Origin of the sequence: Methanocaldococcus jannaschii DSM 2661, assembly GCF_000091665.1 — an archaeon.
Lineage (GTDB): Archaea > AGJL01 > Methanococci > Methanococcales > Methanocaldococcaceae > Methanocaldococcus > Methanocaldococcus jannaschii.
On the sequence record NC_000909.1, the window covers coordinates 70,355 to 96,438 of the forward strand.

The 26,084-nt window shown below is 32.4% G+C and carries 27 protein-coding genes; 13 read left to right on the forward strand and 14 right to left on the reverse strand.

What is annotated here, in order from left to right:
• Positions 1 to 36 precede the first annotated feature (36 nt).
• Positions 37 to 1,185 carry a vWA domain-containing protein gene (locus tag MJ_RS00380; protein ID WP_010869568.1) on the reverse strand — a complete coding sequence of 383 codons (1,149 nt, stop codon included), beginning with the start codon at positions 1,183 to 1,185 and terminating at the stop codon, positions 37 to 39.
• 80 nt (positions 1,186 to 1,265) lie between these two features.
• On the opposite strand from MJ_RS00380, the gene MJ_RS00385 reads away from it, so the two are divergent.
• The gene (locus tag MJ_RS00385) at positions 1,266 to 1,607 is read left to right on the forward strand and encodes a hypothetical protein (RefSeq protein WP_010869569.1); all 342 of its coding nucleotides are present in this window, start codon (positions 1,266 to 1,268) and stop codon (positions 1,605 to 1,607) included.
• An 89-nt stretch (positions 1,608 to 1,696) separates the two neighbouring features.
• Here the strand turns inward: MJ_RS00385 and MJ_RS00390 are convergent, their stop codons facing one another.
• The 3 genes from MJ_RS00390 to MJ_RS00400 are packed head-to-tail and all read right to left on the reverse strand — an operon-like array spanning position 1,697 to position 3,828.
• The gene (locus tag MJ_RS00390) at positions 1,697 to 2,320 is read right to left on the reverse strand and encodes a hypothetical protein (RefSeq protein ID WP_010869570.1); all 624 of its coding nucleotides are present in this window, start codon (positions 2,318 to 2,320) and stop codon (positions 1,697 to 1,699) included.
• On the reverse strand, positions 2,310 to 3,440 hold the full coding sequence (locus MJ_RS00395) for an AAA family ATPase (protein ID WP_064496385.1): 1,131 nt from the start codon (positions 3,438 to 3,440) through the stop codon (positions 2,310 to 2,312). The genes MJ_RS00390 and MJ_RS00395 overlap by 11 nt, the downstream gene beginning before the upstream one ends.
• A gap of 4 nt (positions 3,441 to 3,444) precedes the next feature.
• Positions 3,445 to 3,828, reverse strand: coding sequence for a CopG family ribbon-helix-helix protein (locus MJ_RS00400; RefSeq protein WP_010869572.1), 384 nt, complete (start codon positions 3,826 to 3,828; stop codon positions 3,445 to 3,447).
• Between the two features lie 487 nt (positions 3,829 to 4,315).
• On the opposite strand from MJ_RS00400, the gene mcrB reads away from it, so the two are divergent.
• The 12 genes from mcrB to tfrB all read left to right on the forward strand — a co-directional run bounded on the left by mcrB (position 4,316) and on the right by tfrB (position 17,728).
• Complete coding sequence (mcrB, locus tag MJ_RS00405) at positions 4,316 to 5,659, forward strand: coenzyme-B sulfoethylthiotransferase subunit beta (RefSeq protein WP_010869573.1); 1,344 nt, start codon at positions 4,316 to 4,318, stop codon at positions 5,657 to 5,659.
• A gap of 12 nt (positions 5,660 to 5,671) precedes the next feature.
• Positions 5,672 to 6,472, forward strand: coding sequence for a coenzyme-B sulfoethylthiotransferase subunit gamma (gene mcrG / locus MJ_RS00410; RefSeq protein WP_010869574.1), 801 nt, complete (start codon positions 5,672 to 5,674; stop codon positions 6,470 to 6,472).
• Positions 6,472 to 8,130 (forward strand): coenzyme-B sulfoethylthiotransferase subunit alpha, encoded by a 1,659-nt coding sequence (gene mcrA / locus MJ_RS00415; protein ID WP_010869575.1) that lies wholly within the window; start codon positions 6,472 to 6,474, stop codon positions 8,128 to 8,130. Before mcrG ends, mcrA begins: the two co-directional genes overlap by 1 nt.
• A gap of 261 nt (positions 8,131 to 8,391) precedes the next feature.
• Entirely contained in the window at positions 8,392 to 9,141 is a 750-nt protein-coding gene (locus MJ_RS00420; RefSeq protein WP_010869576.1) for an ATP-binding protein, read from the forward strand.
• A gap of 134 nt (positions 9,142 to 9,275) precedes the next feature.
• Positions 9,276 to 10,397 (forward strand): iron ABC transporter substrate-binding protein, encoded by a 1,122-nt coding sequence (locus MJ_RS00425; protein ID WP_010869577.1) that lies wholly within the window; start codon positions 9,276 to 9,278, stop codon positions 10,395 to 10,397.
• Positions 10,398 to 10,433: 36 nt separating this feature from the next.
• Complete coding sequence (locus tag MJ_RS00430; RefSeq protein WP_010869578.1) at positions 10,434 to 11,552, forward strand: methyltransferase; 1,119 nt, start codon at positions 10,434 to 10,436, stop codon at positions 11,550 to 11,552.
• Positions 11,553 to 11,575: 23 nt separating this feature from the next.
• Positions 11,576 to 12,625, forward strand: a complete 1,050-nt coding sequence (locus MJ_RS00435; protein ID WP_010869579.1) for a FecCD family ABC transporter permease — start codon at positions 11,576 to 11,578, stop codon at positions 12,623 to 12,625.
• 39 nt (positions 12,626 to 12,664) lie between these two features.
• Positions 12,665 to 13,186, forward strand: coding sequence for a hypothetical protein (locus MJ_RS00440; RefSeq protein ID WP_244409432.1), 522 nt, complete (start codon positions 12,665 to 12,667; stop codon positions 13,184 to 13,186).
• A 9-nt stretch (positions 13,187 to 13,195) separates the two neighbouring features.
• On the forward strand, positions 13,196 to 13,951 hold the full coding sequence (locus tag MJ_RS00445; protein WP_064496386.1) for an ABC transporter ATP-binding protein: 756 nt from the start codon (positions 13,196 to 13,198) through the stop codon (positions 13,949 to 13,951).
• Between the two features lie 89 nt (positions 13,952 to 14,040).
• The gene (locus MJ_RS00450; RefSeq protein ID WP_064496387.1) at positions 14,041 to 15,255 is read left to right on the forward strand and encodes a U32 family peptidase; all 1,215 of its coding nucleotides are present in this window, start codon (positions 14,041 to 14,043) and stop codon (positions 15,253 to 15,255) included.
• Between the two features lie 95 nt (positions 15,256 to 15,350).
• Positions 15,351 to 16,259, forward strand: coding sequence for a calcium/sodium antiporter (locus MJ_RS00455; protein ID WP_010869583.1), 909 nt, complete (start codon positions 15,351 to 15,353; stop codon positions 16,257 to 16,259).
• Complete coding sequence (gene tfrB / locus MJ_RS00460; protein WP_010869584.1) at positions 16,259 to 17,728, forward strand: fumarate reductase (CoM/CoB) subunit TfrB; 1,470 nt, start codon at positions 16,259 to 16,261, stop codon at positions 17,726 to 17,728. Before MJ_RS00455 ends, tfrB begins: the two co-directional genes overlap by 1 nt.
• Before the next feature lie 6 nt (positions 17,729 to 17,734).
• Here the strand turns inward: tfrB and MJ_RS00465 are convergent, their stop codons facing one another.
• The 10 genes from MJ_RS00465 to MJ_RS00505 form a co-directional block, all read right to left on the reverse strand.
• Positions 17,735 to 18,163, reverse strand: a complete 429-nt coding sequence (locus tag MJ_RS00465) for a hypothetical protein (RefSeq protein ID WP_010869585.1) — start codon at positions 18,161 to 18,163, stop codon at positions 17,735 to 17,737.
• Between the two features lie 43 nt (positions 18,164 to 18,206).
• Positions 18,207 to 19,127 (reverse strand): methanogenesis marker 7 protein, encoded by a 921-nt coding sequence (locus tag MJ_RS00470; RefSeq protein ID WP_064496388.1) that lies wholly within the window; start codon positions 19,125 to 19,127, stop codon positions 18,207 to 18,209.
• Between the two features lie 83 nt (positions 19,128 to 19,210).
• Positions 19,211 to 19,591, reverse strand: coding sequence for a DUF2209 domain-containing protein (locus MJ_RS00475; protein WP_010869587.1), 381 nt, complete (start codon positions 19,589 to 19,591; stop codon positions 19,211 to 19,213).
• A gap of 18 nt (positions 19,592 to 19,609) precedes the next feature.
• A complete protein-coding gene (locus tag MJ_RS00480; RefSeq protein WP_010869588.1) occupies positions 19,610 to 20,398 on the reverse strand; it encodes a hypothetical protein in 789 nt (262 codons plus the stop codon).
• 292 nt (positions 20,399 to 20,690) lie between these two features.
• Positions 20,691 to 21,122 (reverse strand): translation initiation factor IF-2 subunit beta, encoded by a 432-nt coding sequence (locus tag MJ_RS00485; RefSeq protein ID WP_010869589.1) that lies wholly within the window; start codon positions 21,120 to 21,122, stop codon positions 20,691 to 20,693.
• Positions 21,123 to 21,317: 195 nt separating this feature from the next.
• Positions 21,318 to 21,503 carry a 50S ribosomal protein L37e gene (locus MJ_RS00490; RefSeq protein ID WP_010869590.1) on the reverse strand — a complete coding sequence of 62 codons (186 nt, stop codon included), beginning with the start codon at positions 21,501 to 21,503 and terminating at the stop codon, positions 21,318 to 21,320.
• A gap of 527 nt (positions 21,504 to 22,030) precedes the next feature.
• Positions 22,031 to 22,192 (reverse strand): hypothetical protein, encoded by a 162-nt coding sequence (locus MJ_RS09430; RefSeq protein ID WP_162484740.1) that lies wholly within the window; start codon positions 22,190 to 22,192, stop codon positions 22,031 to 22,033.
• A gap of 355 nt (positions 22,193 to 22,547) precedes the next feature.
• Entirely contained in the window at positions 22,548 to 22,943 is a 396-nt protein-coding gene (locus tag MJ_RS00495; protein WP_010869591.1) for a 4Fe-4S binding protein, read from the reverse strand.
• The gene (locus MJ_RS00500; protein WP_064496390.1) at positions 22,940 to 24,463 is read right to left on the reverse strand and encodes a homocysteine biosynthesis protein; all 1,524 of its coding nucleotides are present in this window, start codon (positions 24,461 to 24,463) and stop codon (positions 22,940 to 22,942) included. Before MJ_RS00500 ends, MJ_RS00495 begins: the two co-directional genes overlap by 4 nt.
• Before the next feature lie 232 nt (positions 24,464 to 24,695).
• Positions 24,696 to 26,051, reverse strand: a complete 1,356-nt coding sequence (locus MJ_RS00505; RefSeq protein ID WP_010869593.1) for a signal recognition particle protein Srp54 — start codon at positions 26,049 to 26,051, stop codon at positions 24,696 to 24,698.
• Positions 26,052 to 26,084: the final 33 nt, after the last annotated feature.

The following is a 26,084-nucleotide window of genomic DNA, read 5'->3' on the forward strand; positions in this document are numbered from 1 at the left end:
CTAAATCTATATGAGATTGCAAATTTATAACTTTTGTTAAATCAACATATCAAACACCTTTTCTGCTGTTTTTGACGTTAGCTCATAAATTGTTACTGATACATCTGATATTTGCCTCAAACTAACTGTTGGTTTTGTGTTTATGCAGATAGAGTAAATCTTTATCTTCCTTCTCTGCTTCTCCTCCTTAATCTTCTCTAAGAACTCTAAAGAGACTTCACACTCTCCATCTGTTATAAAGACAATATCTCCATTAAACTTTAACGCCTCTCTTAAAGGTTTTTCAAAGTTTGTCCCTCCACCATAAAACACGGATGCAAATTCCAAAATCTCATCAAAAGATACCTTTTTTTCATAAATCTTTATATCTCTAACTCCATCATCAAATAAAATTGATATATATCTTTTATTTCTTTTTAAAGATATATCCATCAAACATAAGGCTATTGCTTTAGCCCAAATCTCCTTATTTCCTCTCATAGAGCCACTTAAATCTAAGCAAACAACAAAATCCCCGCAGTTTTCATTATTCTCCAATATTTTATAATTTAGAGGTTTATTTTCATTATATCTTCTCAATAAATCAACAAACAATATCTCTTCAGCAAAGTTTTTGTATTCTGATGATAATAAGTTTATTAAATTATTTCCCAAGTTTATTGAATACTTCTCTCCAGAGAAGTGTTTAATCTTCGTTTTATACTTTTTTATAGCCATTCTTTTAAACTTTCCTAAAACTTTCATAAATTCTTTAAGTTTGTTGTTTTTTAATAATTTTTCAGTCAATTCTAATTTTTTCTTTGGGTCTGTATAGCTTTTATATCCCTCACCAGAACCAAAAGAACTAAAAGATGATGTTATATTTTCCATATAACTCTCAAGCTCATCCAACAATTCACTTATATCCTCTTCTCTGCCCTTTTCTTTCAACTCCTTAAGCTTCTCACAAAAGAATTCAGTGGCTATTAAAGAATAGTTTTCATCCAACGTAGTTATGGATTTTACATTCTTAAATCTTCTATCCCTCACAATCTTTTTGATTAAATCAGTTTCAGTCAAAATTTCAACTTCATATTTAAAGAAGAGATAAAACACTATCTCCGTCTCTCTTTCACTTAAATGGAAGGTAATCTTATTCTTACATCCCTCCCAAACCATCTTATCATATTTGTCATATCTAATCATTCTTTCACCATAATACTAAATCTAAAATAAATCATAAAATATATATACTATCTTGTATAAAAGTATTACACGGTGAGAGTATGGAGGTTAATCTCTTAAGTATATCTATAAAGCCCCCAATAAAAATACCTAAGAATAAAACGGTAGAGTTAGATGTTGATTGGAACATTGAGTATAAAAAATTAGACGCAAAAAAATTCAACTTTGTTTGTAATATCAAAGCTTATGGAGACTTTTCCTTTGAAGCAAATATTGAAGGAGAGATAAGCACTGAAAATGATTATGATAACATCCCAGACTTTATATCTGTAAGTATAGTAGAGAATTTGATGAAATCTCTTCCTAAGTTAGTTAGCTATGCTCAACAATTCAGAATTGAGGAAAATGTATTTGTTAATCAGCCTTTATCTCTTGCATCATAATTATAGTTTTTTGCAAACATCTTGAAATACATAAGGTTATAATGAACGCCTTCTTATTGAAGGCGTTCAATTTTCCTTTATAATTTTAATTACTTTTGCAAAAAACTATATAAACCATTATTTCCAAACTCTTTTAAAATTAATGGGATAAATTCATAAACTAACTCCTTATCATATTTATAAAGCTCTTTTATCACATAGAGAGAATATTCGTTAAAATTTTCAAAAAGTTTTAATAAAATTGCCTCCTTATTATCTGATTTCATGATTAACTTAACCAGCACTTTGGCATAAACTTCATTATCCAATTTCTTTATAAGTTTTGGATATGCATAGATTGTTAGTTTTGAAGGGATGTTTGCCAAAGCCTCAGCACTTGCAAATCTAATGCATTCAAACTCACTATCTAAGAGTTTTATTAAATAAGGAATATAAATATAAACCAAATTTGGATATTTAATGCCAACTTTTTCTATAATTTTTATGCAATAATATATAATAGCCTTATTCTTTGAGTCAGAAGTGTAGTGTGTAGATATTATATCCTCAAACCCCCTCTCCTTCGTTGATGTCAATAACTCAAAAACATCATCTAAAATGTTTAACTTTGTTATCTCATCAACTTCCATTTGATATAGTTCCTTCAAAACCTTTAATTTTTCTCTATTTCCATAATTTAGTTTTAATTTCTTTCTATATTCTTCACAGTTCATTTAAAATCCCTTCAATATAATTATTAAATTCATCCGTCTCTTTAATTACCTCATCAATAAAGTCAGTTTTTCTTTTGTTTATTATAGCTTCATTCCTTATTTTTTTCAATTCTAATCTTATATATGCCATCTTACAGAGAATTTCAATTAACTTGTTATAATCTTTTTTACACTCTCCAATTTTCTTAATATCTATGTACTTAAGTTCATTTTTGAGATTTTTAATAATTTCTGCCTTATCCAGCACTTGCTCAGCATATTTGTTTGTTATATCAAATATTACCTTTGAAACAATTAAGATATCATCTATATCATCCCAAAATATATGTCTCAATATCTCTAAATCTTCAATTTCTGCCTCTCTTCTACCATTTAGATAGGCGAAGCACTTAATAGCTTTAACTGACTTTTTAAATCTCCTATCTGAAATATAGATGTGGTTTTGGGATAATTTCTTCTTTATATCTACCAAATATCCAATGATATTCTCTATATCAACTTCATTAGCTTTTTCTTGCATCTTTCTAAGTTCTTTTATTGATATGGTAGTTTTTGGTTTATACTCTTCATCTAATTTAATGAGCTTTACTAAATTCTCACAGCTTCTTATCCCTCTAACCACTTTCCTAAATAAAAATCTATCATAGAATGCCAACAACTCATTCTCCTCTGGCAATTCATTTGATGCACCAAACAAACTAATTAAAGGCACTTTCTCAATCTTATCTCCATTGTGGTAAATTCTTTCATTGATTATTGATAATAAAGCGTTTAATATTGAACTGTTAGCCTTAAAAACTTCATCTAAGAATGCTATTTCTGCAGTTGGTAGATAACCAGATGTTTTTCTAACGAATCTGTCATTATCCTTTAACTCTTTAATGCTTAAAGGGCCGAATAACTCATCTTCGGTTGTGAATCTTGTTATAAGTTTTTCAAAGTAGTTGGCGTTTATATGGGAAGCTATAGCCCTAATTAATTGTGATTTTGCAACTCCAGGATTTCCTAAGAATACAGTATGCTCATTTGCTAAGATAGAAGTTAAGGCTATATCAATCTCCTCCCTTCTTTCTAAGAAATATGAGTTTAACTCCTCCCTAATCTTTTCAAGTTTGTGCATGATTTCACTCAATGCTGATTGTGGTTAGTTGAGCAAGTTCAACGCTACTAATACCTTTCAATTTATTTGTAAATTCTATTATCCTATCCCTCTGCCCTTTAATCGCAATCATCCTAATAATTTTTCCTTCAAATGGAATTTCGAGGGATATAATTACAATATCCTTATATTGGCTTTCCAATTTAACGATGTCTTCAACTGCCTTTGAGTTATATATAACGGTTATCTCACCAATCTTTGATTCAATTCTACTCAACCAGTCGTATTTTTTTACGTAGTATTCCAAAGCTCTTCTTATAAATTCTGAACGGGATATTCTTTCCTTATTAATAATTTCATCAACTTCCTTTAATAGATTTTTCTCGATGGTTAATGAAATCCGCTCCATGATATCACATGTAATATTTATTTTCTGGATAGTATTAATAACGATGTTTTATAAAAATATTGCTATTAAAGATTAATTTAAATATACAAATATTATGTTATGAATATTTTAATCTAAGATAAAATTTTATATTAAAAATTAAACCGAAAATATTATATATGATGAATTTTGTTATATGGAGTATGCCATAGGAATCACTCCCACAATGGAACTTACGCAGAGGCTATACTCTATTTGCTATTGATGATACTTTTAGGCTTTCTTTATGATTCAAAAAAATGCGTAAGTTCTATTGAATAGGGCTCACCTCTGTGAGGAATTCAAAATTTTTTTAAAGATTTTAAAGATTTTTTTAATTTTATCATTTTAATATTATTATTTTAACATTTTTTAGTAATTTTTAGGATAAAATAGAAAATTTTATATACCTATTACTATCATTTTCTATAGCTGTAGTAATATATTAACAAAAAGGTTGGTGTTGGTAATGTTACATTATGAAGATAGAATAGATTTGTATGATGAAAGAGGAAAGTTGTTGGAGGAAAATGTTCCATTAGAAGCGATAAGTCCTCTAAAGAACCCAACAATTGAGAAAATAGTCAATGACATTAAGAGGAGCGTTGCTATAAACTTGGCAGGAATAGAAAACGCTTTAAAGACTGGAGCTGTTGGAGGAAAGGCATGTTTCTGTCCAGGGAGAGAGTTAGATTTACCAATTGTAGAAAACGCTGAAATTATTGCTGAAAAGATTAAAAGAATGGTTCAAATTGAAGAAGATGATGACACAGTTGTTAAGTTAATCAACGGAGGTAAGCAATTACTATTACAATTGCCATCAAAGAGGTTGAGAGTAGCTGCTGATTACACAGTATCAGCGCTGATTGGAGGAGGAGCAACTGTTCAGGCAATTGTTGATGCCTTTGATGTAGATATGTTTGACGCTCCTGTAGTAAAAACAGCAGTTATGGGGAGATACCCACAGACAGTAGATTTCCATGGTGCTAATATCGCTACATTATTAGGACCTCCAGTTTTATTGGAAGGATTAGGTTATGGTTTGAGAAATATTATGGCAAACCATATTGTAGCAGTTACAAGGAAAAAAACATTGAATGCTGTTGCTTTGGCATCAATATTGGAGCAGACCGCAATGTTTGAAACGGGAGATGCTTTAGGGGCATTTGAAAGATTGCACTTATTAGGTTTAGCATTTCAGGGATTAAATGCCAACAACTTAACTTATGAGCTTGTTAAGGAAAACGGAAAGGATGGAACAGTTGGAACTGTAGTTGCTTCAGTTGTTGAAAGGGCTTTGGAGGATGGGGTCATAAGACCATTAAAAACAATGCCTTCTGGTTTCACCGTTTATGAACCAGTTGATTGGGCTTTATGGAATGCCTATGCTGCGTCAGGTTTAGTTGCTGCAGTTATTGTTAATGTTGGGGCAGCAAGGGCAGCTCAAGGAGTAGCTTCAACTGTCCTCTACTACAACGATATCTTAGAATACGAAACTGGTTTGCCAAGCGTTGATTTTGGTAGGGCAGAGGGGACAGCAGTTGGTTTCTCATTCTTCTCTCACTCAATATATGGAGGAGGAGGGCCTGGAACATTCCATGGAAACCACGTCGTTACAAGACACTCAAAAGGATTTGCTATCCCATGTGCTGCAGCTGCAATGTGTTTAGACGCAGGAACTCAAATGTTCTCAGTTGAAAGAACATCAGCATTAGTAGGAACTGTTTATAGTGCTATTGACCACTTAAGAGAACCACTAAAGTATGTTGCTGAAGGTGCTGTAGAGGTTAAAGAGAAAGAAAAAGTAATTTAAAATGGTGATTGGATGGCATACAAACCACAATTTTATCCTGGAAATACTTTAATTGCTGAGAATAGAAGAAAGCACATGAATCCAGAGGTTGAGTTAAAAAAGCTGAGAGACATTCCAGATGATGAGATAGTCAAAATATTGGGGCATAGAAACCCTGGAGAAAGTTATAAGACGGTTCATCCACCATTGGAAGAGATGGATTTTGAAGAAGACCCAATTAAAGATATTGTTGAGCCGATTCAGGGGGCTAAAGAAGGAGTTAGAGTTAGATACATCCAGTTCGCTGATTCGATGTATAACGCTCCAGCTCAGCCTTACGATAGGGCAAGAACATACATGTGGAGATTTAGAGGGATTGATACAGGAACACTATCAGGAAGGCAAGTTATTGAGATGAGAGAGCTTGACTTAGAAAAAATCTCCAAGAATTTCTTAATTGACACAGAGTTCTTCGACCCGGCAACTTGTGGAATTAGAGGAGCTACTGTCCACGGGCACTCATTAAGATTGGATGAAAACGGTTTGATGTTCGATGGTTTGCAGAGATACATCTATGATGAAAAGACAGGACACGTTTTGTATGTTAAAGACCAGGTTGGAAGACCATTGGATGAGCCAGTAGATGTTGGAGAGCCATTACCACACGATTATTTGGCAAAAATAACAACAATTTACAGAAAGGATAACATCGGAATGAGAGAAGATAAAGAAGCTTTAGAAGTTGTTCAAATAATCCATGAGGCAAGAACAAAAGGAGGATTTGGTTTAGAAGTATTTAAAAAAGATTTGAAAAAGAGATTAGGTGAAGAATAATGGATGTTGAGAAAAAACTCTTCCTAAAGGCTTTAAAAGAAAAGTTTGAAGAAGACCCAAAAGAAAAATACACCAAATTTTATATATTTGGAGGATGGAGACAGTCAGCAAGAAAAAGAGAGTTTGTTGAATTTGCTCAAAAATTAATTGAAAAGAGAGGAGGAATTCCATTCTACAACCCAGACATTGGGGTTCCATTAGGGCAGAGAAAGTTAATGACCTACAAAATATCAGGAACTGATGCATTTGTTGAAGGGGATGATTTACACTTCTGTAATAACGCAGCAATACAGCAATTGGTTGATGATATTAAGAGAACTGTTATTGTAGGGATGGATACAGCTCACGCTGTCTTAGAGAAGAGATTAGGGGTAGAGGTTACACCAGAAACAATTAACGAATACATGGAAACAATTAACCACGCTTTACCAGGTGGAGCTGTTGTCCAAGAGCACATGGTTGAAGTCCATCCAGGTTTAGTTTGGGACTGTTACGCTAAGATATTCACAGGAAATGATGAATTAGCTGATGAAATTGACAAGAGATTTTTAATAGACATAAATAAAGAATTCCCAGAAGAACAAGCAGAGCAAATTAAGAAATATATTGGAAATAGGACTTACCAAGTAAGTAGGGTTCCTACAATAGTTGTTAGATGCTGTGATGGAGGGACTGTTTCAAGATGGAGTGCTATGCAAATAGGGATGAGTTTCATTACTGCCTATAAGTTATGTGCTGGAGAAGCTGCTATCGCTGACTTCTCATACGCTGCAAAGCACGCTGATGTCATTCAAATGGGTATGATACTGCCAGCAAGAAGAGCAAGAGGGCCTAATGAACCAGGAGGGGTGCCATTTGGAATATTCGCTGACATAATACAGACTTCAAGAGTTTCAGATGACCCGGCACAGGTAACATTGGAGGTTATTGGTGCAGCAGCTACCTTTTATGACCAAGTTTGGTTAGGAAGCTATATGTCTGGAGGAGTAGGATTTACACAGTATGCGTCAGCAACATACACAGATGACATCTTAGATGATTTTGTTTATTATGGAATGGACTATGTTGAGAAGAAGTATGGATTATGTGGAGTTAAGCCAAGCATGGAGGTTGTTAAAGATATAGCAACTGAAGTTACATTATATGGATTAGAGCAGTATGATGAGTATCCAGCTTTATTAGAAGACCACTTTGGTGGGTCACAAAGAGCGGGGGTTACAGCGGCAGCAGCAGGATGTTCAGTAGCATTTGCAACAGGAAACTCAAATGCTGGAATTAATGGATGGTATCTAAGCCAGATATTACATAAGGAGTATCACAGCAGATTAGGATTCTATGGTTATGACTTACAAGACCAGTGTGGAGCAGCTAACTCACTATCAATCAGAAGTGATGAAGGTTTATTGCATGAATGTAGAGGACCAAATTATCCAAACTACGCAATGAACGTTGGACATCAGCCAGAGTATGCTGGAATTGCCCAAGCTCCCCATGCGGCAAGGGGAGATGCATTTTGCTTAAACCCAATAATTAAGGTAGCGTTTGCTGACGACAACTTGATATTTGACTTCAAGTGGCCAAGAAAATGTATAGCTAAAGGGGCTCTAAGAGAGTTTGAGCCAGCTGGAGAGAGAGATTTAATCATTCCAGCAGCATAATCTTTATTATCTTATTTTAAGTTTTATTTTTTGGACTTTATTTTTAATTTTAAAATTTTAATTGGAGGGCATAATAATAGATTCAAACATTTTATCAAAAGTTTTAGATAAAATAATATTAATGGAAGAGACTTTGAGATAGAGAATCAAGCTGTTGGCATAGTTTCAGACCAGTGTATGTTCCTCCACTTGTTAGAAAAAGATTTATACTAAATAAGATATTAGGTTTTAATTAAATTTAAATCAGACTGAGGGAGAGGTATGAAAATCTCTATCTGTGGAAAGGGAGGCTGTGGAAAAAGCTCTATAACAACTTTATTGGCAAAGGAGTTTGCTAAAAAAGGACATAATGTCTTGGTTATTGATGGAGACGAATCTAATCTAAGTTTGCATAAATTGCTTGGTATGGATTTGCCAAAGGACTTTATAGAGTATCTTGGAGGACGAAAGGAGTTCATGAAGAAGTTGAGAGAAAAAATGGATGGTAAAGAAGTTGAGTTATTTGAGGGAGAGATATCTATAGATTCTTTACCAAAAGAGTATTTAGTAGAGAAAGATAATATCAAACTTTTAGCAATTGGAAAAATCCATGATTTTGGAGAAGGTTGTGCATGTCCAATGGGTGCTTTGTTAAGAGAGTTTTTAAAATCTTTAAAGTTGAAGGATAAAGAGGTTGTTATCGTTGACACTGAAGCTGGAATAGAGCATTTTGGTAGAGGGGTTGAGGGAGGATGTGATGTTATTATTGCAATTATAGACCCAACCTATGAATCAATAAGATTATCTAAGAAGATAGAGGAAATTGGAGAGAAATTGGGTAAGAAGGTTTATTTCATAGTTAATAAGGTAGATGATGAGACAAAAGATTTAATTCTTGAAAATGTCAATAAAGATAAGGTTATTGCAGTTATTCCAAACAATAAGGAGATTATGAAATGTGGATTAATGGGAGAGGAGTTAAATGCTGAATTATCTGAAATTAAAGATGTTGTAGAGATTTTAACTAAATAACTTTTTTCTATTTTTTATATAATTTTTATGAATATTGATGTATTTTTAACGATTATTTTTGATAAACTACCGAAAAATATATATTAGATATTAAAAATTTTTGTTCATATCATATAGCCTAAAATGGTGACAATATGTTAAAGAAATTAATAGGTTTATTAACAATTCTAATTATTGCCGTAGGGTTTTGTGGATGTATGGAGCAGAATATAGAAAAACAAACTCCAACTGCAAGTGAAGCTCCTAACACCATAAAAGTTGTTGATTTGTATGGTAGAGAGGTTGAAGTGCCTAAAGAAGTTAATAGGATTGTATGCTGTGGTCCAGGATGTTTAAGACTTATTGTCTATCTAAACGCAACGGATAAGGTTGTTGGAGTTGAAGATACTGAGAAGAAATGGACTCCATGGACAAGACCTTATAGAATTGCACATCCAGAGCTTGCTAACTTACCAACAATAGGGCAAGGAGGGCCTTGTCCAAAACCAAACCCAGAGGCTATAATTCAGGTCAAACCAGATGTAATATTTGTTACATACATGCCAAAGGATGAAGTTGATGCATTACAGCAAAAAACTGGTATTCCAGTAGTTGTTTTAAGCTATGGGCAGTTGGCAACATTCAACAACGAAGATTTATTTAAATCATTAGAGCTTGCAGGAAAAATATTGGGCAAAGAAGAGAGAGCTAAGGAGGTTATTGAATTTATAAAGAACTGCCAAAATGATTTAAATGAGAGAACAAAAGATATTCCAGACGATAAGAAGCCAAGTGTCTATGTTGGAGGTATTGGATACAAAGGACTGCATGGAATTGACAGCACTGAGTGCAAATATCCACCATTTGTTGCTGTTAATGCAAAGAACGTTGCAGATGAGTTGGGTAAAGAGGGGCATGTATTTGTTACTAAGGAGCAAATTCTAAAATGGAATCCAGATATAATATTCATTGATGAAGGAGGATTGAAGTTAGTTGTTGAAGACTATAAGAGAAATAAAGAATTTTACAACTCATTAAAGGCATTTAAGAATGGAGATGTTTATGGTTTATTGCCATATAACTTCTACACAACAAATATAGGAACAGCTCTTGCTGATGCTTATTATATAGGAAAAGTAGTTTATCCAGATAGATTTAAAGATATAGACCCAGAACAAAAAGCAGATGAGATATTTACCTTCTTGGTTGGAAAGCCAGTTTATAAAGAGATGAAAGAGAAATTGGGAGGATTTAAGAAATTAGAGTTTAGCAGCTAATTTTTAATTTTTTATAATTTTTATTTTGGTGATAAAATGCTTTTAAAATCTCCAGATAAAAGCCCAGAGAAGATATTGAAGCTTTTTGATGAAGTTTATTCAAAAGCAAGGATTTTTTATTTGTTGAGGACAGCTATTGATTTAAATTTATTTGAGTATTTAAGCAGTTTTAAAACTGCTAAGGAATTGGCAGAGATTTTAGACGCTGATTTGATTTTAATGGAGTATATGCTAAAAATCCTTAATGAATTAGATTTAATTGAGAGTAAAGTTGTAAGTGAAAGAATTTATTACAAAAATGCTGAAATAACCAACATCTATCTGAAAAAGGATTCAAATTATAGCATAATCAATCCAATATACAGCTATTTTGAGAATATTAAAAATTGGGAAAATTTAGCTGATATTTTAAAAAATAAATCCAACTGCTCAAATATGGATGTTGATAACTTTTTTCCAAAGGTTGTTAGGAGAATGGCAGATGAATGCAAGTGCTGGGAGTTGCAGAAGGTTTTAAATTACATGGCAAAATATGAGGAGTTTAAAAACGCCAAAAAACTTCTTGATTTGGCTGGAGGACATGGATTGTATGCAATTGGATTTAGCATGTTAAACAGAAATTTAAAGTGCTATGTCTTTGATTTACCAAATGTTATTGAAGAAACCAAAAAATTTATCAAAAAATACAATGCAAAAAACGTCTTCACAATTACTGGAGATTTTTATAAGGATGATATCGGAAAGGGCTACGATATAATATTCTGCTCATATAATCCAGGTGGAAAAAATCCAAAGATTGCAGAGAAGGTTTATAATGCCTTAAATGAAGGAGGTTTATTTATAAATAAGCAATTCTTTCCAGATAAGGAAGAGGGTATTGAAGACTATATAAACAACATGGAATGGAACTTCTCTAAACCAGAAGGGCTTAAGAAGGGTAAAATAAGATACACATTTGAAGGAGATTTAAATCTCAATGATTATTTAAAATACTTAGAAGATTTAGGTTTTAAAATCTTGGAAGTTGTTGATATGTCAGAACTTTTAGGACTTGACGAAAACTCTTCGAGTTTTCGTAAGTCAGCGAATCCTTCGGATTCGCTTCGATTTAAAGATAATTCACCAGCAAAGATGATTGTTGCTAAAAAGCTTTAAAATAATTCAAAAAATGTGATAGTATGGACATCCCACAGAAATATAAGTTATATACAAAAAAGAAGATAATTTTTGGGATTATTTTACTTATAACTTTATTTTTAAGCTCAATTTATGCCTTATGCGTAGGAGACTATAAATTAACTGTTAATCAGGTTGTAAATGCCTTAATGGGTTATGGAAAAGATGATATAAACTTAGTTATTTGGAATATCAGACTGCCAAGGATATTTGCCGCAATAATATCTGGAATGTCTTTAGCTGTAGCTGGGGCAGTTATGCAGTGCATTTTAAGAAACCCATTGGCAAGCCCATTTACGATGGGAATTTCACATGGAGCAATGTTTGGTGCATGTTTTGCCATAATCATGTTTGGTTTTGGAGGGGCTGAGAGCACTGGAAGAATATTTATAAACAACCCATACATGATAACAATCTTTGCATTCTTAGGGGCTTTGATTGGTGTTGTTGTAATCTTATTACTTGCTAAGTTGAGGGGATTAACTCCAGAGGCCATGATTTTAGCTGGAGTTGCTATGAGCTCTCTATTTACAGCTGGAACTATGCTCATCCAATACTTTGCAGATGATTTGCAGTTGGCGGCAATGGTTTATTGGACTTTTGGAGACTTGGGAAGAGCTATATGGACAGAGATTTATATCATGGCTGCAGTTATGATTCCCTCTTTAATATATTTCATGTATAAAAGGTGGGATTACAATGCCTTAGAGGCTGGAGAAGAGACAGCTAAATCCTTAGGAGTTAATACAGAGAGGACAAGATTGATTGGCATGCTTGTAGCTTCATTATTAACATCAGTAAATGTAGCATTCTTGGGAATAATTGGATTTGTTGGTTTAATCTGCCCACATATAGTTAGGATTTGCATTGGAGGAGATTACAGGTTTTTAATTCCAATCTCTGCATTGTTTGGGGCTGTTTTATTGCTTATTGCTGATACGTTTGCAAGGACAATAATTGCTCCGATAGTGTTGCCAGTTGGGATTTTAACATCTTTCTTAGGAGCTCCGATGTTTCTTTACTTGCTGTTAAAGATGTATAAAAGAGTATAATAATAGTATATTATTAGTTTGCCAAATATTTGGGGTGGAATGTTGGAAAAAACTGTAAAAATAACCTTTATCTTCGAATCAGAAAAAAGGTTGAACTGGGAAGGTTATGTAAATTATTTAATATTTGCTCATTATTTTAAATTAATTTATATTTTATTGAGAAACAATAAAGAACTTTTAGAGAGGATTTTAAAGGATTCTCTGGATAATAAAGAAGACTATCATAAATTAGGGAAGTATTTGCATCATGATATAATGGGATATATTAGAAGACATGGATATCTCTCATTTCTACCTTTTACTCCACTTCCATTTTATAAAGAGCTATGTGAAAAATTCATGACTAAAATTCCAGAAAAGCCAATAATTGATTATAAATGCATTGAGAGAATTGAAAATAATAAGATAATCTTTGAGTTTGAAGGAGAGGAGGAGTGTTTAAGATGTTTAATGTATTTAAAAGATTCATCCATAGATGAATCAATTAAAGTTATAAAATCAGAAGAAATGGTAGTTAAAATATTGGAAATTTTGCTATATATCTTGCATAATTTATTATAGGTGAGTTTAATGATTCTCTCTGTTGATGGAGTTGAATTTGCATATAAAAGTAGGCAAATACTAAACAACATAAAATTTGAGGTTAAAAGAGGAGAGGTTGTTTCTATTTTAGGAGTTAATGGAGCTGGGAAATCTACCTTATTAAAATGTATAAATAAAATCTTAAAGCCAAAGAGAGGGACAATATTGATTGATAATTTTGATATAAAGAATTTAGATAATCTTGAATTAGCTAAGAAAGTTGGTTATGTTCCACAGAGAGCTGAAGGAAATTACATGACTGTATTTGATGCTGTTTTGTTGGGAAGGAAGCCACATATAAAATGGGAAGTCTCTGATAGAGATATAGAGATAACTCACAAGGTTTTAAAGCTTTTAAACTTAGAGGATTATGCTCTAAGATATACGAATGAGTTGAGTGGTGGAGAACTGCAAAAGGTAATAATAGCAAGGGCTTTAGTGCAAGAGCCTCAAATATTACTTTTAGATGAGCCAACAAACAACTTAGATTTAAAGAATCAGTTGGAGGTTATGAAAATCATTATGGATATATCAAAATCTCAAAACATAGCCTCAATTGTAGTTATGCATGATTTAAATTTGGCTTTAAGATACTCCGATAAATTTATAATGCTAAAGGATGGAGTTATATATGCTGAAGGAGGGAGAGAAGTTATAAATCCAGAGAATATTAAAGCAGTTTATGGAGTCGATGCTTATATTGAAAATGTTAGAGGGATTCCTGTAGTTGTTCCAATAGGATAATCTTTTTTATATAATGAGGTCATATTGGTTATTGCTATTTTATACTTCAAATATAATTTAAAATTTAAAAAAATTTCTAAGTGATGGTTATGGTAGAGCTTTTATCTCCAGCTAATGATTTAACATGTCTAAAAACAGCTATTGATTATGGAGCAGATGCAGTTTATTGCGGATTGAAAGAGCTAAACATGAGAGCAAATGCAAAAAACTTTACAAGAGAGGAGTTAATAGAAGGAATTAAATACGCTCACGATAATAATAAAAAGGTTTATCTCTGCACAAATACGGTTGTTTATGAAAATGATTTAAAGAAAGTTGAGGAAATTTTAGATTTTGCAAATTCTGCTGAAGTTGATGCAGTTATAGTTAGTGATTTGGGAACTATGCAGTTAGCTAATGAATTAGGGCTGAGAGTTCATGCAAGTGTTCAATGCAACGTAACAAACTCCTTAACAGCCAAGTTTTATTCAAAGTTTGCTAAAAGAGTTATATTATCAAGAGAACTAACCTTAAATCAAATAAAAGAGATTAGAGAAAATTTAAAGAAGGATAAAGTAGATTTAGAGCTTGAGGGCTTTGTTCATGGTGCTTTATGTGTTGCTATAAGTGGAAGATGCTTTTTAAGCTCCTATTTATTTGGAAGACATGCAAACTGTGGAGACTGCCTACAACCATGTAGAAGAAAGTGGAAGTTGATTAATGAGCATCATGACGGCACTTATGAGATAGTTTGTGAAGGGAAATATCTTTTATCTCCAAAGGATTTATGTATGATAGAACACATCCCAGAGTTAATGGAGGTTTTTGATTCATTTAAGATAGAGGGTAGAGCTAAAAATGCCGATTATGTGATGAGAACTACAAAGATTTATAGGGAAGCAATAGATAGCGTTTTAGACGGCAGTTATTATGATAAGCTTGAATATTTCAAAAAAGAGCTTCAGAAGGTCTATAATAGGAGCTATGATACTGGATTTTACTTTAGAGATATAAATAAAAATCACGACTTCCAATATGAGATTGAAGGAAATGCATCAAAGTATAGAAAGATTGAGATTGGAAGAGTTGTTAATTTTTACAAAAAGGTTAGTGTGGCAGAGATTGAGCTATGGCATGATTTAAAAATTGGAGATACCATATTAATAATTGGAAAAACTACTGGCTGTGTTGAGGAGGTTGTTAAATCAATGCAGATAAACCATAAAGATGTTGAAATTGCTAAAAAAGGAGAGAGGGTCGGAGTTAAGCTAAATCACTTAGTTAGAGAGGGAGATAGGGTTTATCTATTAAAGGAGACAATATAAATACAATATGGATGAACTGAAAATTTTGCTTAAGTTTAAATATTATTGCAGAATATATTCAAAAACAAACTTTAATTAATTTAGTAGGGATAAGAATGCTAATTTTAGGGGTTGGTTATTTTCTATTAGGGCTTATTCTACTGTATTATGGGAGCGATTGGTTTGTCTTAGGAAGTGAGAGGATAGCAAGGCATTTTAATGTGTCAAACTTTGTCATTGGAGCTACGGTTATGGCTATTGGAACATCTCTGCCAGAGATATTAACATCTGCTTATGCTTCTTATATGCATGCTCCGGGCATATCAATAGGAAATGCCATTGGTTCTTGTATCTGCAATATAGGTTTAGTCCTTGGCTTAAGTGCAATTATAAGTCCAATAATAGTTGATAAAAACTTACAAAAGAATATATTAGTTTATCTTCTATTTGTTATATTTGCTGCAGTTATAGGAATTGATGGATTTTCATGGATTGATGGAGTTGTTTTGCTAATTTTATTTATTATCTACTTAAGATGGACTGTAAAGAATGGAAGTGCTGAGATAGAAGAAAATAATGATAAAAACAACCCTTCAGTAGTGTTCTCCTTAGTTTTGTTAATAATTGGGTTAATTGGTGTTTTAGTTGGAGCTGAATTATTTGTTGATGGAGCAAAGAAGATAGCGTTAGCTTTAGATATATCTGATAAGGTTATTGGATTTACCTTAGTGGCATTTGGAACATCTCTACCAGAGTTAATGGTTTCCTTAGCAGCAGCAAAGAGAAACCTTGGAGGCATGGTCTTAGGAAATGTCATTGGAAGTAACATAGCTGATATTGGTGGCGCTTTGGCAGTTGGAAGTTTATTTATGCATCTCCCAGCGGAAAATGTACAAATGGCTGTGTTGGTAATTATGAGCCTTTTACTCTATTTATTTGCAAAATACTCAAAGATTGGTAGATGGCAAGGAATTTTATTTTTAGCTCTATATATAATTGCAATAGCTTCTTTGAGGATGGGATAATGATAAAGATAACAGTTAAGAGATTTAACGGAGAGAAAGAGTATCTTGAAAGCTATGAAGTCCCAGAAAATATAACAGTTTTAGAGGCCTTAGAGTATATAAATAAGCATTATGAGGCTAATATTTTATTTAGAGCGTCTTGCAGAAATGCTCAGTGTGGAAGTTGTGCTGTAACAATAAATGGAGAGCCAAGATTGGCATGTGAGACAAAGGTAGAGGATGGCATGATAATTGAGCCATTAAGAGGATTTAAGGTTATTAGAGATTTAATTGTTGATAGGGAACCATATTATAAAAAGTTATTAGGCATAAAAAACTACCTTATAAGAAAAAATTATCCTGAAGAGCTTGAAATTCTCATTCCCAAATATGTTGAAGAGAACAAAGAGCTTAGAGGTTGTATTGACTGCCTATCTTGCCTCTCTGTATGTCCAGCAAGGGAAGTTAGCGACTATCCTGGCCCAACTTTTATGAGACAGTTGGCGAGATTTGCGTTTGATAAGAGGGACGAAGATGGCAGAGAGATAACTGCATACTTTGAAAATATCTACAACTGCACAACGTGTGCTAAGTGTGTTGAGGTCTGCCCAAAGGAGATTGATATTGTTCATAGAGCTATAGAAAAGCTTAGAGCTTTAGCATTTAGTAAGGGCTATTATATAGAAAATCACTTAAAAGTTAGGGAAAATGTTTTAAAATATAACAGAAGTGTTGTTGAAGAGGAATTGCCATTATTAAAGCAAGTTGCTGATTTCTATCCAGCTGAAAGTGAGAAATTAAGAGTAGCTTTCTTTACAGGATGTTTAGTTGATTTTAGACTGCAAAATGTAGGAAAAGATGCAATAAAGGTTTTAAATGCTCATGGTGTGTCAGTTGTTATTCCTAAAAATCAGGTTTGCTGTGGCTCACCATTCTTCAGAACTGGGCAGAGGGATGTTGCTGAAATGCTAAAAAGAAAAAACTTGGAAATATTTAACAAGTTGGATGTTGATTGTGTTGTAACAATCTGTGCTGGTTGTGGAAGCACATTAAAAAACGATTATAAGGAGAGAAAGTTTGAAGTTAAAGATATAACAGAGGTTTTAACTGAAGTTGGACTTTTAAAGTATAAACCGTTAAAGATGAGAATCACTTACCACGACCCATGTCATTTGAGGAGAGGACAAAAAATATATAAACAGCCAAGAGAGATTTTAAAGTCCATTCCAGAACTTGAATTTATTGATATAGAGGCAAGGTGTTGTGGAGCTGGAGGAGGAGTTAGGAGTGGAAAACCAGATATTGCTAACTTAATAGGTAAAAGTAGGGCAAGGATGATTTATGATGCCAATGTAGATGCTGTAATTACAGTTTGCCCATTCTGTGAATACCACATAAGAGATAGCTTAAAAAGGTTTAAGGAGGAGAATAAAATAGATAAGGAAATAGATGTTATGAATATTGTCTCTCTATTGGCTAAAGTCATTTAATTTTATTTATATTCCAACGTATATTTTTTTGTCTCCAATTTCAATAACCTCTTTATCTCCTTCTGGCATCTCTTCAACAATCTCTATATAATCCTTATTGGCTATATCGTTACTCAAAACATCTAAAATATATCTCAAATCTTCATCATCTGTGTAAATCTTAGCTTTTACTTTAAATCTCCTCGCCAATCTTGCAATATCTCTTAAAGTCAATTTTGCTTCAGTAATTAACTCTAAATATTTTTTAGCTTCTTTTAAATCTTCTTCTTTTCCTATTAACACTGGATATTTAACATTGTATATTTCATCCTCCCTAATGTCAAATTTTACATTACAAATCTCTATCAATCTGGCAATTATTGATTGAGGTAATCCAGGAGGTATTGGGATTTCCTTTTCATCTATATCATAGCATTTAAAATTAAAGTTCTCCATGTTTCTCCCTCGTAATGTTATTTATAAAAATTATAAAAATAATTTAAGCTTTATCCTTATGCATCTCAAATTCAACTTCTGATTTTGGTTTTATTTTTATTAATATATAGTTTTTCATCTCACTTCTTTTAATATCTGCTATATCTCCCAATGTATAGTTTTTGACTTTAACTTCCCTAATTTTATCTGCATATTTATCATAATCTAACTTAACTCTCAAACCATCCAATTGAGTAACGATAGGCATTGGAGATAAAATTGAATAAACTTCTTCAACCTGCTTCTCAATCTCATCTTTAACAACTACTGGTGGAACAATTGGAGGGTCGTAAGATAACTCTCTCCTCCTCTCATTTATAAGTTCTGTTATTACCTCAACCATCTTTCTTAAAGCTCTAATTTCTTCTCCATGCCTTAATCTATGGCTTCTTCTCCCAAGATTTCCAACATACGGGTAAGGAATATCTATTTTTTCAGGTCCTCCAGTAACAACAACTGGAATATCCACATCAAATAGATGGGTTTTATTTTTAATGCAATCCTCAAAATTACCCATTACATAAACAGCCAAATCATGCTCCTCTATTAATCTCCTTTCTTTTTCTCTCAATTGGGCTATGTCTCTCCCAACCCCTCTTGCTAAACCAATCATGTTTGGCTTAGCTCCAAATCTTCTCAAATATTCTGAAATATCACAGGCAGTATGTGGGAGGTGATGTCTTGATAAACTTGGAGCCACAACAGCTATTTCAGTCCCTGCCAACGGGGTTTCTATAATCTTACCCTTATATTTTTTAGCTTCCTCTTTGATATTTTCAAGTTCATTTTGAGGAATTGCCAAGGTCATATAAACGTCTAACTGCATAACGTGCTCTTGAATAACAAAACCTCCGATATCCTCAATCCATTCTTTGAAGATGTTGTTTTTATAAACCCCTCCTTCGTATCTAACTATCTCATACATTAGAATCACCAAAGTTTATTTCTTAAAAACTATCTTATTATGTTTCAGCTTTTTATTTTTTACCAGGCAATATAAAGTTTCTATTAACTTTTTCTTTTTTCTTCTATAAGCAGTTTCCTAACAGAATAAGAAACATGGTGGGCTATATTTATCGCTTCCAACTCCCCTCTGGTCTTTGGAAATATAACCTCTTTTTTTAAAATTGCTGAAATAATATCCTTGGATATGTTGAAAAACTCTCCTCTTTCACATAGAATGTAATCAAACTCATCTCCAACTTTATCAATTAACTCCTTAACCTCTTTAACAATATCTCTCAACTTCTGAGTTTCTTCTTCTTTAACCATAACATCTATTTTTTCCACATGCACAATTCTATCTGCTTTAATCTCAACTAAAACCCCAGCATAAACTCTAAAAAATATATCATTTTCATGATGCCTTCCAGATATATCTATAGCCAATACTTTAATCGTATCACCTCAAGATTTAAAAAGCATAGAAATTAGATACAAAAATAAGTTTTTATACCCAGTTGCAAAGGCAGCTAATAGGGGAATTCCATAAGCTTTTGCATAGCTATAGATAAACCAGTCAATTGGCTCCAACATTCCAGCAATAAAGATAAATATAAAGGAACAAGCTATAAGAATTACTATTTTTTTACTTGTTATTTCTCTTTTAACTATTGGGAGAATTTTATTTGATAATTCTACTCCAACAACGACTGCAGTGGCAAATCCAAAAAATTCAAAAAATCCATGTGGAAGGACAGCAATTAAATCAGAATATTGAAGATTTACTCCAATTAATCCAGTCAGTGGATTTATGACAGTAAAGATAAATAATATTAATAGATATTTTTGATAACACTTAAATAGTTCTTCTTTCTCTTCAAGTGTTTTAGCTTTTTCTAAGTCTTTCTTATATAAATAAGCAAGTGCTCCAAGAGCAAACATTATAATCAAACACCCCATAAAATTAGAAACTATATATGAAAGAGCATAAGTTAAGTAAGCATTTTTTACCCCAACAGTATTCGATACAGCTGAAGAAACAGCGTTAAATTTTGCAGTTCCAACACTTTGAGCTAATTTAGCTGGTTCAGATATAAAATTGGATTTTAAAATAGATGATAAATATAAAAGGAACTTCCCTACAGAGAAAGAAAACAGAAATCCTGCCCAACACAAAAAATAGGTTATTAAAATCTTTTTTGGAATATTTAAAGAGAGATATTTTTTAAAAATCTCCATGGCTTTTACTTCCATGATTTCCCTTGGAACTTTTTATAAACGTTTAGATGGAAACTGTTAGGTTTTCATTACCGAAGCTACGCTTTGGTTAAATAAATCCTAACGGATTTGTAGCTCTTCGCTCCGCTCCGATTAAATGAAAACTTTTTGAGTTTTTGTAGCCAGAATTGAAACTTTCTGTTTCATCAAAATTTTTATGAGCATCCCTCGTAGAAAGGGATTCCAACCTATTGGACATTAATTGCCCCTGTAAGGGGCAACTTAATGGACATGTGATATCCCAATAGGAGGCATCCTCCTATGGTATTTAAATCATTCTTATTGGTCTTATAGCACCACAAGCCATACATTTGAGTAAATGAACTCTTCCCTCCTTAATAATCTTGGTATCTGGCTTACCGCACTCTCTACAGATAACATACTCCCTCAAGAAGTCATTAATTCTTGATTTTAATAACTCTGGGCTGATTCTTCTCTGTAAGATTAATCTACCTCCCTCTAAGTTACCAGCACTACCAGTCTCTTTTAAAAGATACTTAGCAAAGAATTCCTCATCTCTATTAACTGCCTTAGCCAACTCTCTAAAGTTTCTTATTATTGTTCTATTTCCTTCTATCAAAATCTCAATTTCTGGAAGTTCAAATCTATCTTTTTGGAAAACGTAATCTGGAATCTGACTTCTTGCTCTCTTTAATAATGCCTTATAATCATAATAGTCAATATTTTCAAGGTCGCTCATTTTATCACCAAAATAAGATTATCAAAAAACTATAACTTTTAATTTATATAAAAAACTATCCCAATTGCCAAATGGTAATATAGTGTCTTTCAAAATTTATAAAGCTTATTTATTAATAAGGAAAATTTCAAAGTGTTTTGAAAGATACTATAAATTCAATTAAAAAAGAATAAAATTTCTAATTAATTATTTTAATTATTTTATTCTCTTACCATTAACTTTCTTATTTTGCCATGAATATTTTCTCATTCTTTTATTTGGAAATCCACATGCAGCACATCTCTTTTTTCTTACGTGGTAGGCTCTTCTCCCACATCTTCTACATCTTATGTGATATGAACCTTTGTTTCTTTTACCCATTGATGGAGTTCCTTTTGACATAAGTTATCACCTTAAAATCTTTAATTTGTGTTTTTATAGTTTTTGCAAATATTTAGAATACATTAAGGCATATAATGAACGCCTTCTTATAGAAGGCGGTCAATCTTCCTTCGTCAATTTAATAACTTTTGCAAAAAACCATATATCCTCTTTTTGTTGTTATAAAAACATTGATTGACTATAATAGCAGATTATGCTATTTAAACTTTACCTTCTTTGAATAGGACTTTAGCAGTTTATATACTATTATCTTTATATGAGAATTGTAGTATCTTTCAAAACATTATAGAATTTATATGAAGGTAGATATAAGTCAAGAAATATTTACTCCTACAAAAGTCCTATTATTGAAGTTATAAATTTATTTATAAATATTTAAAAAATAGAATTTAATTAGTATTTTATTCCAGAAATCTGATTTTGCGATATTTTGTTTAAATTGTTTCCATTCCGAAACGGTCTGATTTTAATAAATTTGCAAGCAGAATTCCCATATAATAAAATTAGTTTCCATCCTCTAAGAGGTCTTATTTTAATAAAATCATGCCAAAACAGAAGATTGATAAGGATAAAGATTTCCATCCTCCAAGAGGTCTTATTTTAATTGTTACTCTACCTGTTTTTGCCGTGATTTCTCTACCTAATTTCCATCCTCCAAGAGGTCTTATTTTAATAGGGTAATCATTCACAACATAATATATTTCATCACTCTTAATATTTAAGCTTTTCTATACCATATTTTTCTAAGGATAAATAACCATCTTACAATATAAACCTTTTAGTATTTAAAATTTTATCTCTTTACTAAAACAGAGTATTTTTATCTTTTTAAATCCAAAAATTTAACTTATTTGTTAGAGAAATCTTATTTACTTGCCTAATTAATCCTAATTTTCAAAAATTCAAATAATTTGATTAAGTTAAATATTCTAAACAATCAAACCAGCAAACCCTTAGAAATTAAATAAATATTATTTAAATAAAGAAATAAAGCCTTTAAATTTATTAAACATAAGTCTAAACTCTTTCAGCGTGATAAATATATTACTCAAAAATCTCAATTGCTTTAAATGGACAGGCTTTTAAACAGTTTTTACAGCCGACACAGTCCTCTTCTTTGAATACTACATTATAATCCTCATCCATATAAATTACATTAATAGGGCATTGGGTTATGCAACAGCCACAATGCACACACTTCTCCAAATCCCTTTTTATAACTTTAGAGATTTCCTCAACTTCTCCAAATTTTGATAGATAATTTAAAGCTTTCTCTATAGTTTCTTTACTACCAAACAATTCCAATATCAAAAATGCCTCCTGTGGCTCTACCTTAGCTTTTAATATGTTTATCTTAACTCCTGTATTTAATATAGTATCGGAAATAACTGGCTTGTTTATATGCTCTGAATCTGTCCAGTAATACACTCTCTTTCTCATTTTTTCCCTCCGAATAATCTTGAGATATCTTCAGATGTTACAATGCCCACAACTCTTCTGTAGTCATCAACCACTGGAACACCAGAAATGTTATATTTACTCATTTTTATCGCTACATGGTCAACGGGTTCATCTTCATGAGCAGTTATTACATTTCTTGTCATAATCTCTTCAATTGTCTTTTTGTTTTGAGCAAGAGCTTTAGCTATATCCCACGATGTAATTATTCCCACTAACTTCCCATGTTCATCAACTATAGGAAGATGGTTTATATTATGCTTTATCAAAATCTTAGCAGCTTCCATAATGGATATATTGCTATGAGCAGTTATTGGTGGTTTGCTTAAAATATCCTTAACTAATGTTATTGGTGACTTCATTGGCTTGTTTTCAGCTCTTCCTAAAGTATCAACCCTCTCAGTTAGTAAAAACTTCCCATCCAAAATCCACTGTTTGAGGGTTTCAGCAACCTCTCTTGCCATCTTATAACTTGAAACAGAACCAGTTTTTACGGTTTTTTCAACATCTTTCCCATCTATATTTACATTTAATGTTATTTTTCCACTTCTTAACACTTTATAGTTTGTTTTTGCTATTAATGGTCTATCCCTCCTTGGAAATCCATAATCATAGATTGGCACTTCAATATCTTCATCTCTAATAGCACATCTCTCAGCTATCTTTTCATTTAAAACTGGGATTGGGATGCCTATACCAACATACAACGTGCTTCCATACCTTGGCATTGTAGCAGCCCTTATAAATTTAGGATTCATCTGTTTTAAATCTCCTTTAACCATTAATGTTCCAAATGGTGGGTTATGCTGTGTACCCTCACCAATTACATATCCAATTCCTCCTCCTAAGAAAATCCTTGTTCCAATACCTATGGTATTAAATGATTTTGTTTCTGGGTTATAATCATTCTGTAAAGGATTTAACTGTCCAGCGCCTGAATAATGAACGTTGTTATATTCAGGAAGTAGAATGCCCATGTAGGTGTATATTTTCTCCTCCCTACTGTTTGTTGCTGCAGCATAAGTTTGATAGCAATTTCTTGGATTAACCATAATTGCCTGATTAACATCATCTAACGTTATTCTAACATTAACCTCCTTCCTTGGATAGCAGTCAGTTGTATATCCCTCAGCATAAAGCTCAACTTCCTTTCCTCTAACTAAATCCTCTATAACATGAGCTCCTCCGTAATCAATATCTACATCTGGGTCTTCGTTCGGTTGTGCAGCTCCTATATAAGCATCAACAGCAGCTAAACCTCCATAAGCTTCAACATTGTTTAAATAAATCCTTAACATCTTTATTGGCGGGTCTGAATGTCCAAAGTTTATAAATACTCCAGATGAGCACATAGCTCCAAATGTTCCTGTTGTAACAACATCAACATAATCAGCCGCTCTTTTAGCTCCTTCTTCCTCAACTATTTTTATCATCTCTTCCGCTGTTACAACAACAGCCTCTCCTTTTTTAATCTTTTCATTAATCTCTTTGATTGTTTTCATAATCATAACCTCTACAAATTTTTATAGTGTTTTTCAAATGTTTTACGGTATAAGGTATTTATAAAAGCCCTATAGGCTTTTATATAAGTGCCTTAGAAATTTTATTAAGTTTGAAAAACACTATAGGTAATCCCTAAAATATATAAAAAGAGATATAAAAATTTTAAACTTCTAAAGTATTTGATTCTATTATATCTGAGATTAAAATTGCTAAATAGAAAATAAAAAAGAATTATCCTTCCTTAAACATTAATTGTCTCATTATTTGTCCTAAAGGTCCTCCAATTCTCAACATCTTACCCTTTCTCAACTTATCTATGGCATTTTTTGTTGTTTCATAATATCTTAAAACCTCCCTAACATCATTTTCTGTAGTTCCAGAACCTCTTGCAATCCTTCTGATTCTTGAAGCTTTAATAATCTTTGGATTTTCTCTCTCTTCCTTAGTCATTGAACTTATAATTACCTTATATTTTTTTATCTTTGCCTCAGTTAAATGAGAAAGCTCTTTAGGCATAGCTCCTCCAAATCCAGGAATCATACTTAGGATTTTTTTCATTGAACCCATGTTTTCAATTGCTTCTAATTGAGTCATCAACTCATTTAAAGTAAATTTCCCTCTCATTATTGCATCTATGCTTTCTTCTGTTTTCTCATCAACCATGTCTTCAGCTTTTTCTAATAGGCTCTCTAAATCTCCCATCCCTAACAGTCGAGATATAAATTTTTTAGGGTCGAATGGTTCTAAATCATCAATCCCCTCCCCAATTCCAATGAATTTTATAGGTGCTTTTGTCTCAGCAACCGCACTTAACGCCCCTCCTCCTTTAGCAGAACCATCTAACTTAGTTACTATTATACTCCCAATCTCTCCAACTGCCTCTTTAAACGCTTTAGCTTGAATTCCTGCTTGTTGCCCAATAGTCCCATCTATAACCAATATGATTTCATCTGGATTTGTTATCTCTTTAATTTGCTTCATCTCTTCCAATAAACCTTTTTCCTCTTTATGTCTTCCAGCAGTATCTATAATTAAAACATCTGCCTTCTTAAATTTCTCCATCCCCTCTTTAACAATATCTACTGGTGATTTTGTTCTTGTCTCATCCCCATATATTGGCACGTGGATTTTTTCAGCTAACTGCTTTAACTGCTCATAAGCCGCTGGTCTGTAGGTATCAGCTGCGATTAAAGCAGGTTTTAACCCTCTTTTTTGGATATACCTTGCTAATTTTGCTGCAGTTGTTGTTTTTCCTGAACCTTGAATACCAACTAATAAGATAACATTTTGTTTTTTTGGATTTAACTCTAATTTTTTTGCCTCTTCTCCCAATAATTTGACTAATTCTTCATAGACAATCTTTATGATATGCTCTTTCTTTGATAAACCCTTTGGTGTCTTTTCCTCTAAAGCTCTCCTCTCTATTTCTTTACTCATCTTTAAAACCAATTTTACATTAACATCTGCCTGTATTAAAGCCCTTTGAATATCTTTTATAACTTCTTTTATTAATTTTTTATCAACAAAGGCAGCAGCTTTTAGTTTGTTTAGGGCTTTGTTTAAATTTTCTCCTAATTTATCGAGCATGATATCACCAAATTAAACTATACAACACTTAAT

What these genes read in the sequence shown, in the direction of transcription:
- MJ_RS00380 (WP_010869568.1), bottom strand. Translation starts at nt 1,185, where the DNA reads ATGATTAGATATGACAAATATGATAAGATGGTTTGGGAGGGATGTAAG.
- MJ_RS00385 (WP_010869569.1), top strand. Translation starts at nt 1,266, where the DNA reads ATGGAGGTTAATCTCTTAAGTATATCTATAAAGCCCCCAATAAAAATA.
- MJ_RS00390 (WP_010869570.1), bottom strand. Translation starts at nt 2,320, where the DNA reads ATGAACTGTGAAGAATATAGAAAGAAATTAAAACTAAATTATGGAAAT.
- MJ_RS00395 (WP_064496385.1), bottom strand. Translation starts at nt 3,440, where the DNA reads ATGCACAAACTTGAAAAGATTAGGGAGGAGTTAAACTCATATTTCTTA.
- MJ_RS00400 (WP_010869572.1), bottom strand. Translation starts at nt 3,828, where the DNA reads ATGGAGCGGATTTCATTAACCATCGAGAAAAATCTATTAAAGGAAGTT.
- mcrB (WP_010869573.1), top strand. Translation starts at nt 4,316, where the DNA reads ATGTTACATTATGAAGATAGAATAGATTTGTATGATGAAAGAGGAAAG.
- mcrG (WP_010869574.1), top strand. Translation starts at nt 5,672, where the DNA reads ATGGCATACAAACCACAATTTTATCCTGGAAATACTTTAATTGCTGAG.
- mcrA (WP_010869575.1), top strand. Translation starts at nt 6,472, where the DNA reads ATGGATGTTGAGAAAAAACTCTTCCTAAAGGCTTTAAAAGAAAAGTTT.
- MJ_RS00420 (WP_010869576.1), top strand. Translation starts at nt 8,392, where the DNA reads ATGAAAATCTCTATCTGTGGAAAGGGAGGCTGTGGAAAAAGCTCTATA.
- MJ_RS00425 (WP_010869577.1), top strand. Translation starts at nt 9,276, where the DNA reads ATGTTAAAGAAATTAATAGGTTTATTAACAATTCTAATTATTGCCGTA.
- MJ_RS00430 (WP_010869578.1), top strand. Translation starts at nt 10,434, where the DNA reads ATGCTTTTAAAATCTCCAGATAAAAGCCCAGAGAAGATATTGAAGCTT.
- MJ_RS00435 (WP_010869579.1), top strand. Translation starts at nt 11,576, where the DNA reads ATGGACATCCCACAGAAATATAAGTTATATACAAAAAAGAAGATAATT.
- MJ_RS00440 (WP_244409432.1), top strand. Translation starts at nt 12,665, where the DNA reads ATGTTGGAAAAAACTGTAAAAATAACCTTTATCTTCGAATCAGAAAAA.
- MJ_RS00445 (WP_064496386.1), top strand. Translation starts at nt 13,196, where the DNA reads ATGATTCTCTCTGTTGATGGAGTTGAATTTGCATATAAAAGTAGGCAA.
- MJ_RS00450 (WP_064496387.1), top strand. Translation starts at nt 14,041, where the DNA reads ATGGTAGAGCTTTTATCTCCAGCTAATGATTTAACATGTCTAAAAACA.
- MJ_RS00455 (WP_010869583.1), top strand. Translation starts at nt 15,351, where the DNA reads ATGCTAATTTTAGGGGTTGGTTATTTTCTATTAGGGCTTATTCTACTG.
- tfrB (WP_010869584.1), top strand. Translation starts at nt 16,259, where the DNA reads ATGATAAAGATAACAGTTAAGAGATTTAACGGAGAGAAAGAGTATCTT.
- MJ_RS00465 (WP_010869585.1), bottom strand. Translation starts at nt 18,163, where the DNA reads ATGGAGAACTTTAATTTTAAATGCTATGATATAGATGAAAAGGAAATC.
- MJ_RS00470 (WP_064496388.1), bottom strand. Translation starts at nt 19,127, where the DNA reads ATGTATGAGATAGTTAGATACGAAGGAGGGGTTTATAAAAACAACATC.
- MJ_RS00480 (WP_010869588.1), bottom strand. Translation starts at nt 20,398, where the DNA reads ATGGAAGTAAAAGCCATGGAGATTTTTAAAAAATATCTCTCTTTAAAT.
- MJ_RS00485 (WP_010869589.1), bottom strand. Translation starts at nt 21,122, where the DNA reads ATGAGCGACCTTGAAAATATTGACTATTATGATTATAAGGCATTATTA.
- MJ_RS00490 (WP_010869590.1), bottom strand. Translation starts at nt 21,503, where the DNA reads ATGTCAAAAGGAACTCCATCAATGGGTAAAAGAAACAAAGGTTCATAT.
- MJ_RS00495 (WP_010869591.1), bottom strand. Translation starts at nt 22,943, where the DNA reads ATGAGAAAGAGAGTGTATTACTGGACAGATTCAGAGCATATAAACAAG.
- MJ_RS00500 (WP_064496390.1), bottom strand. Translation starts at nt 24,463, where the DNA reads ATGAAAACAATCAAAGAGATTAATGAAAAGATTAAAAAAGGAGAGGCT.
- MJ_RS00505 (WP_010869593.1), bottom strand. Translation starts at nt 26,051, where the DNA reads ATGCTCGATAAATTAGGAGAAAATTTAAACAAAGCCCTAAACAAACTA.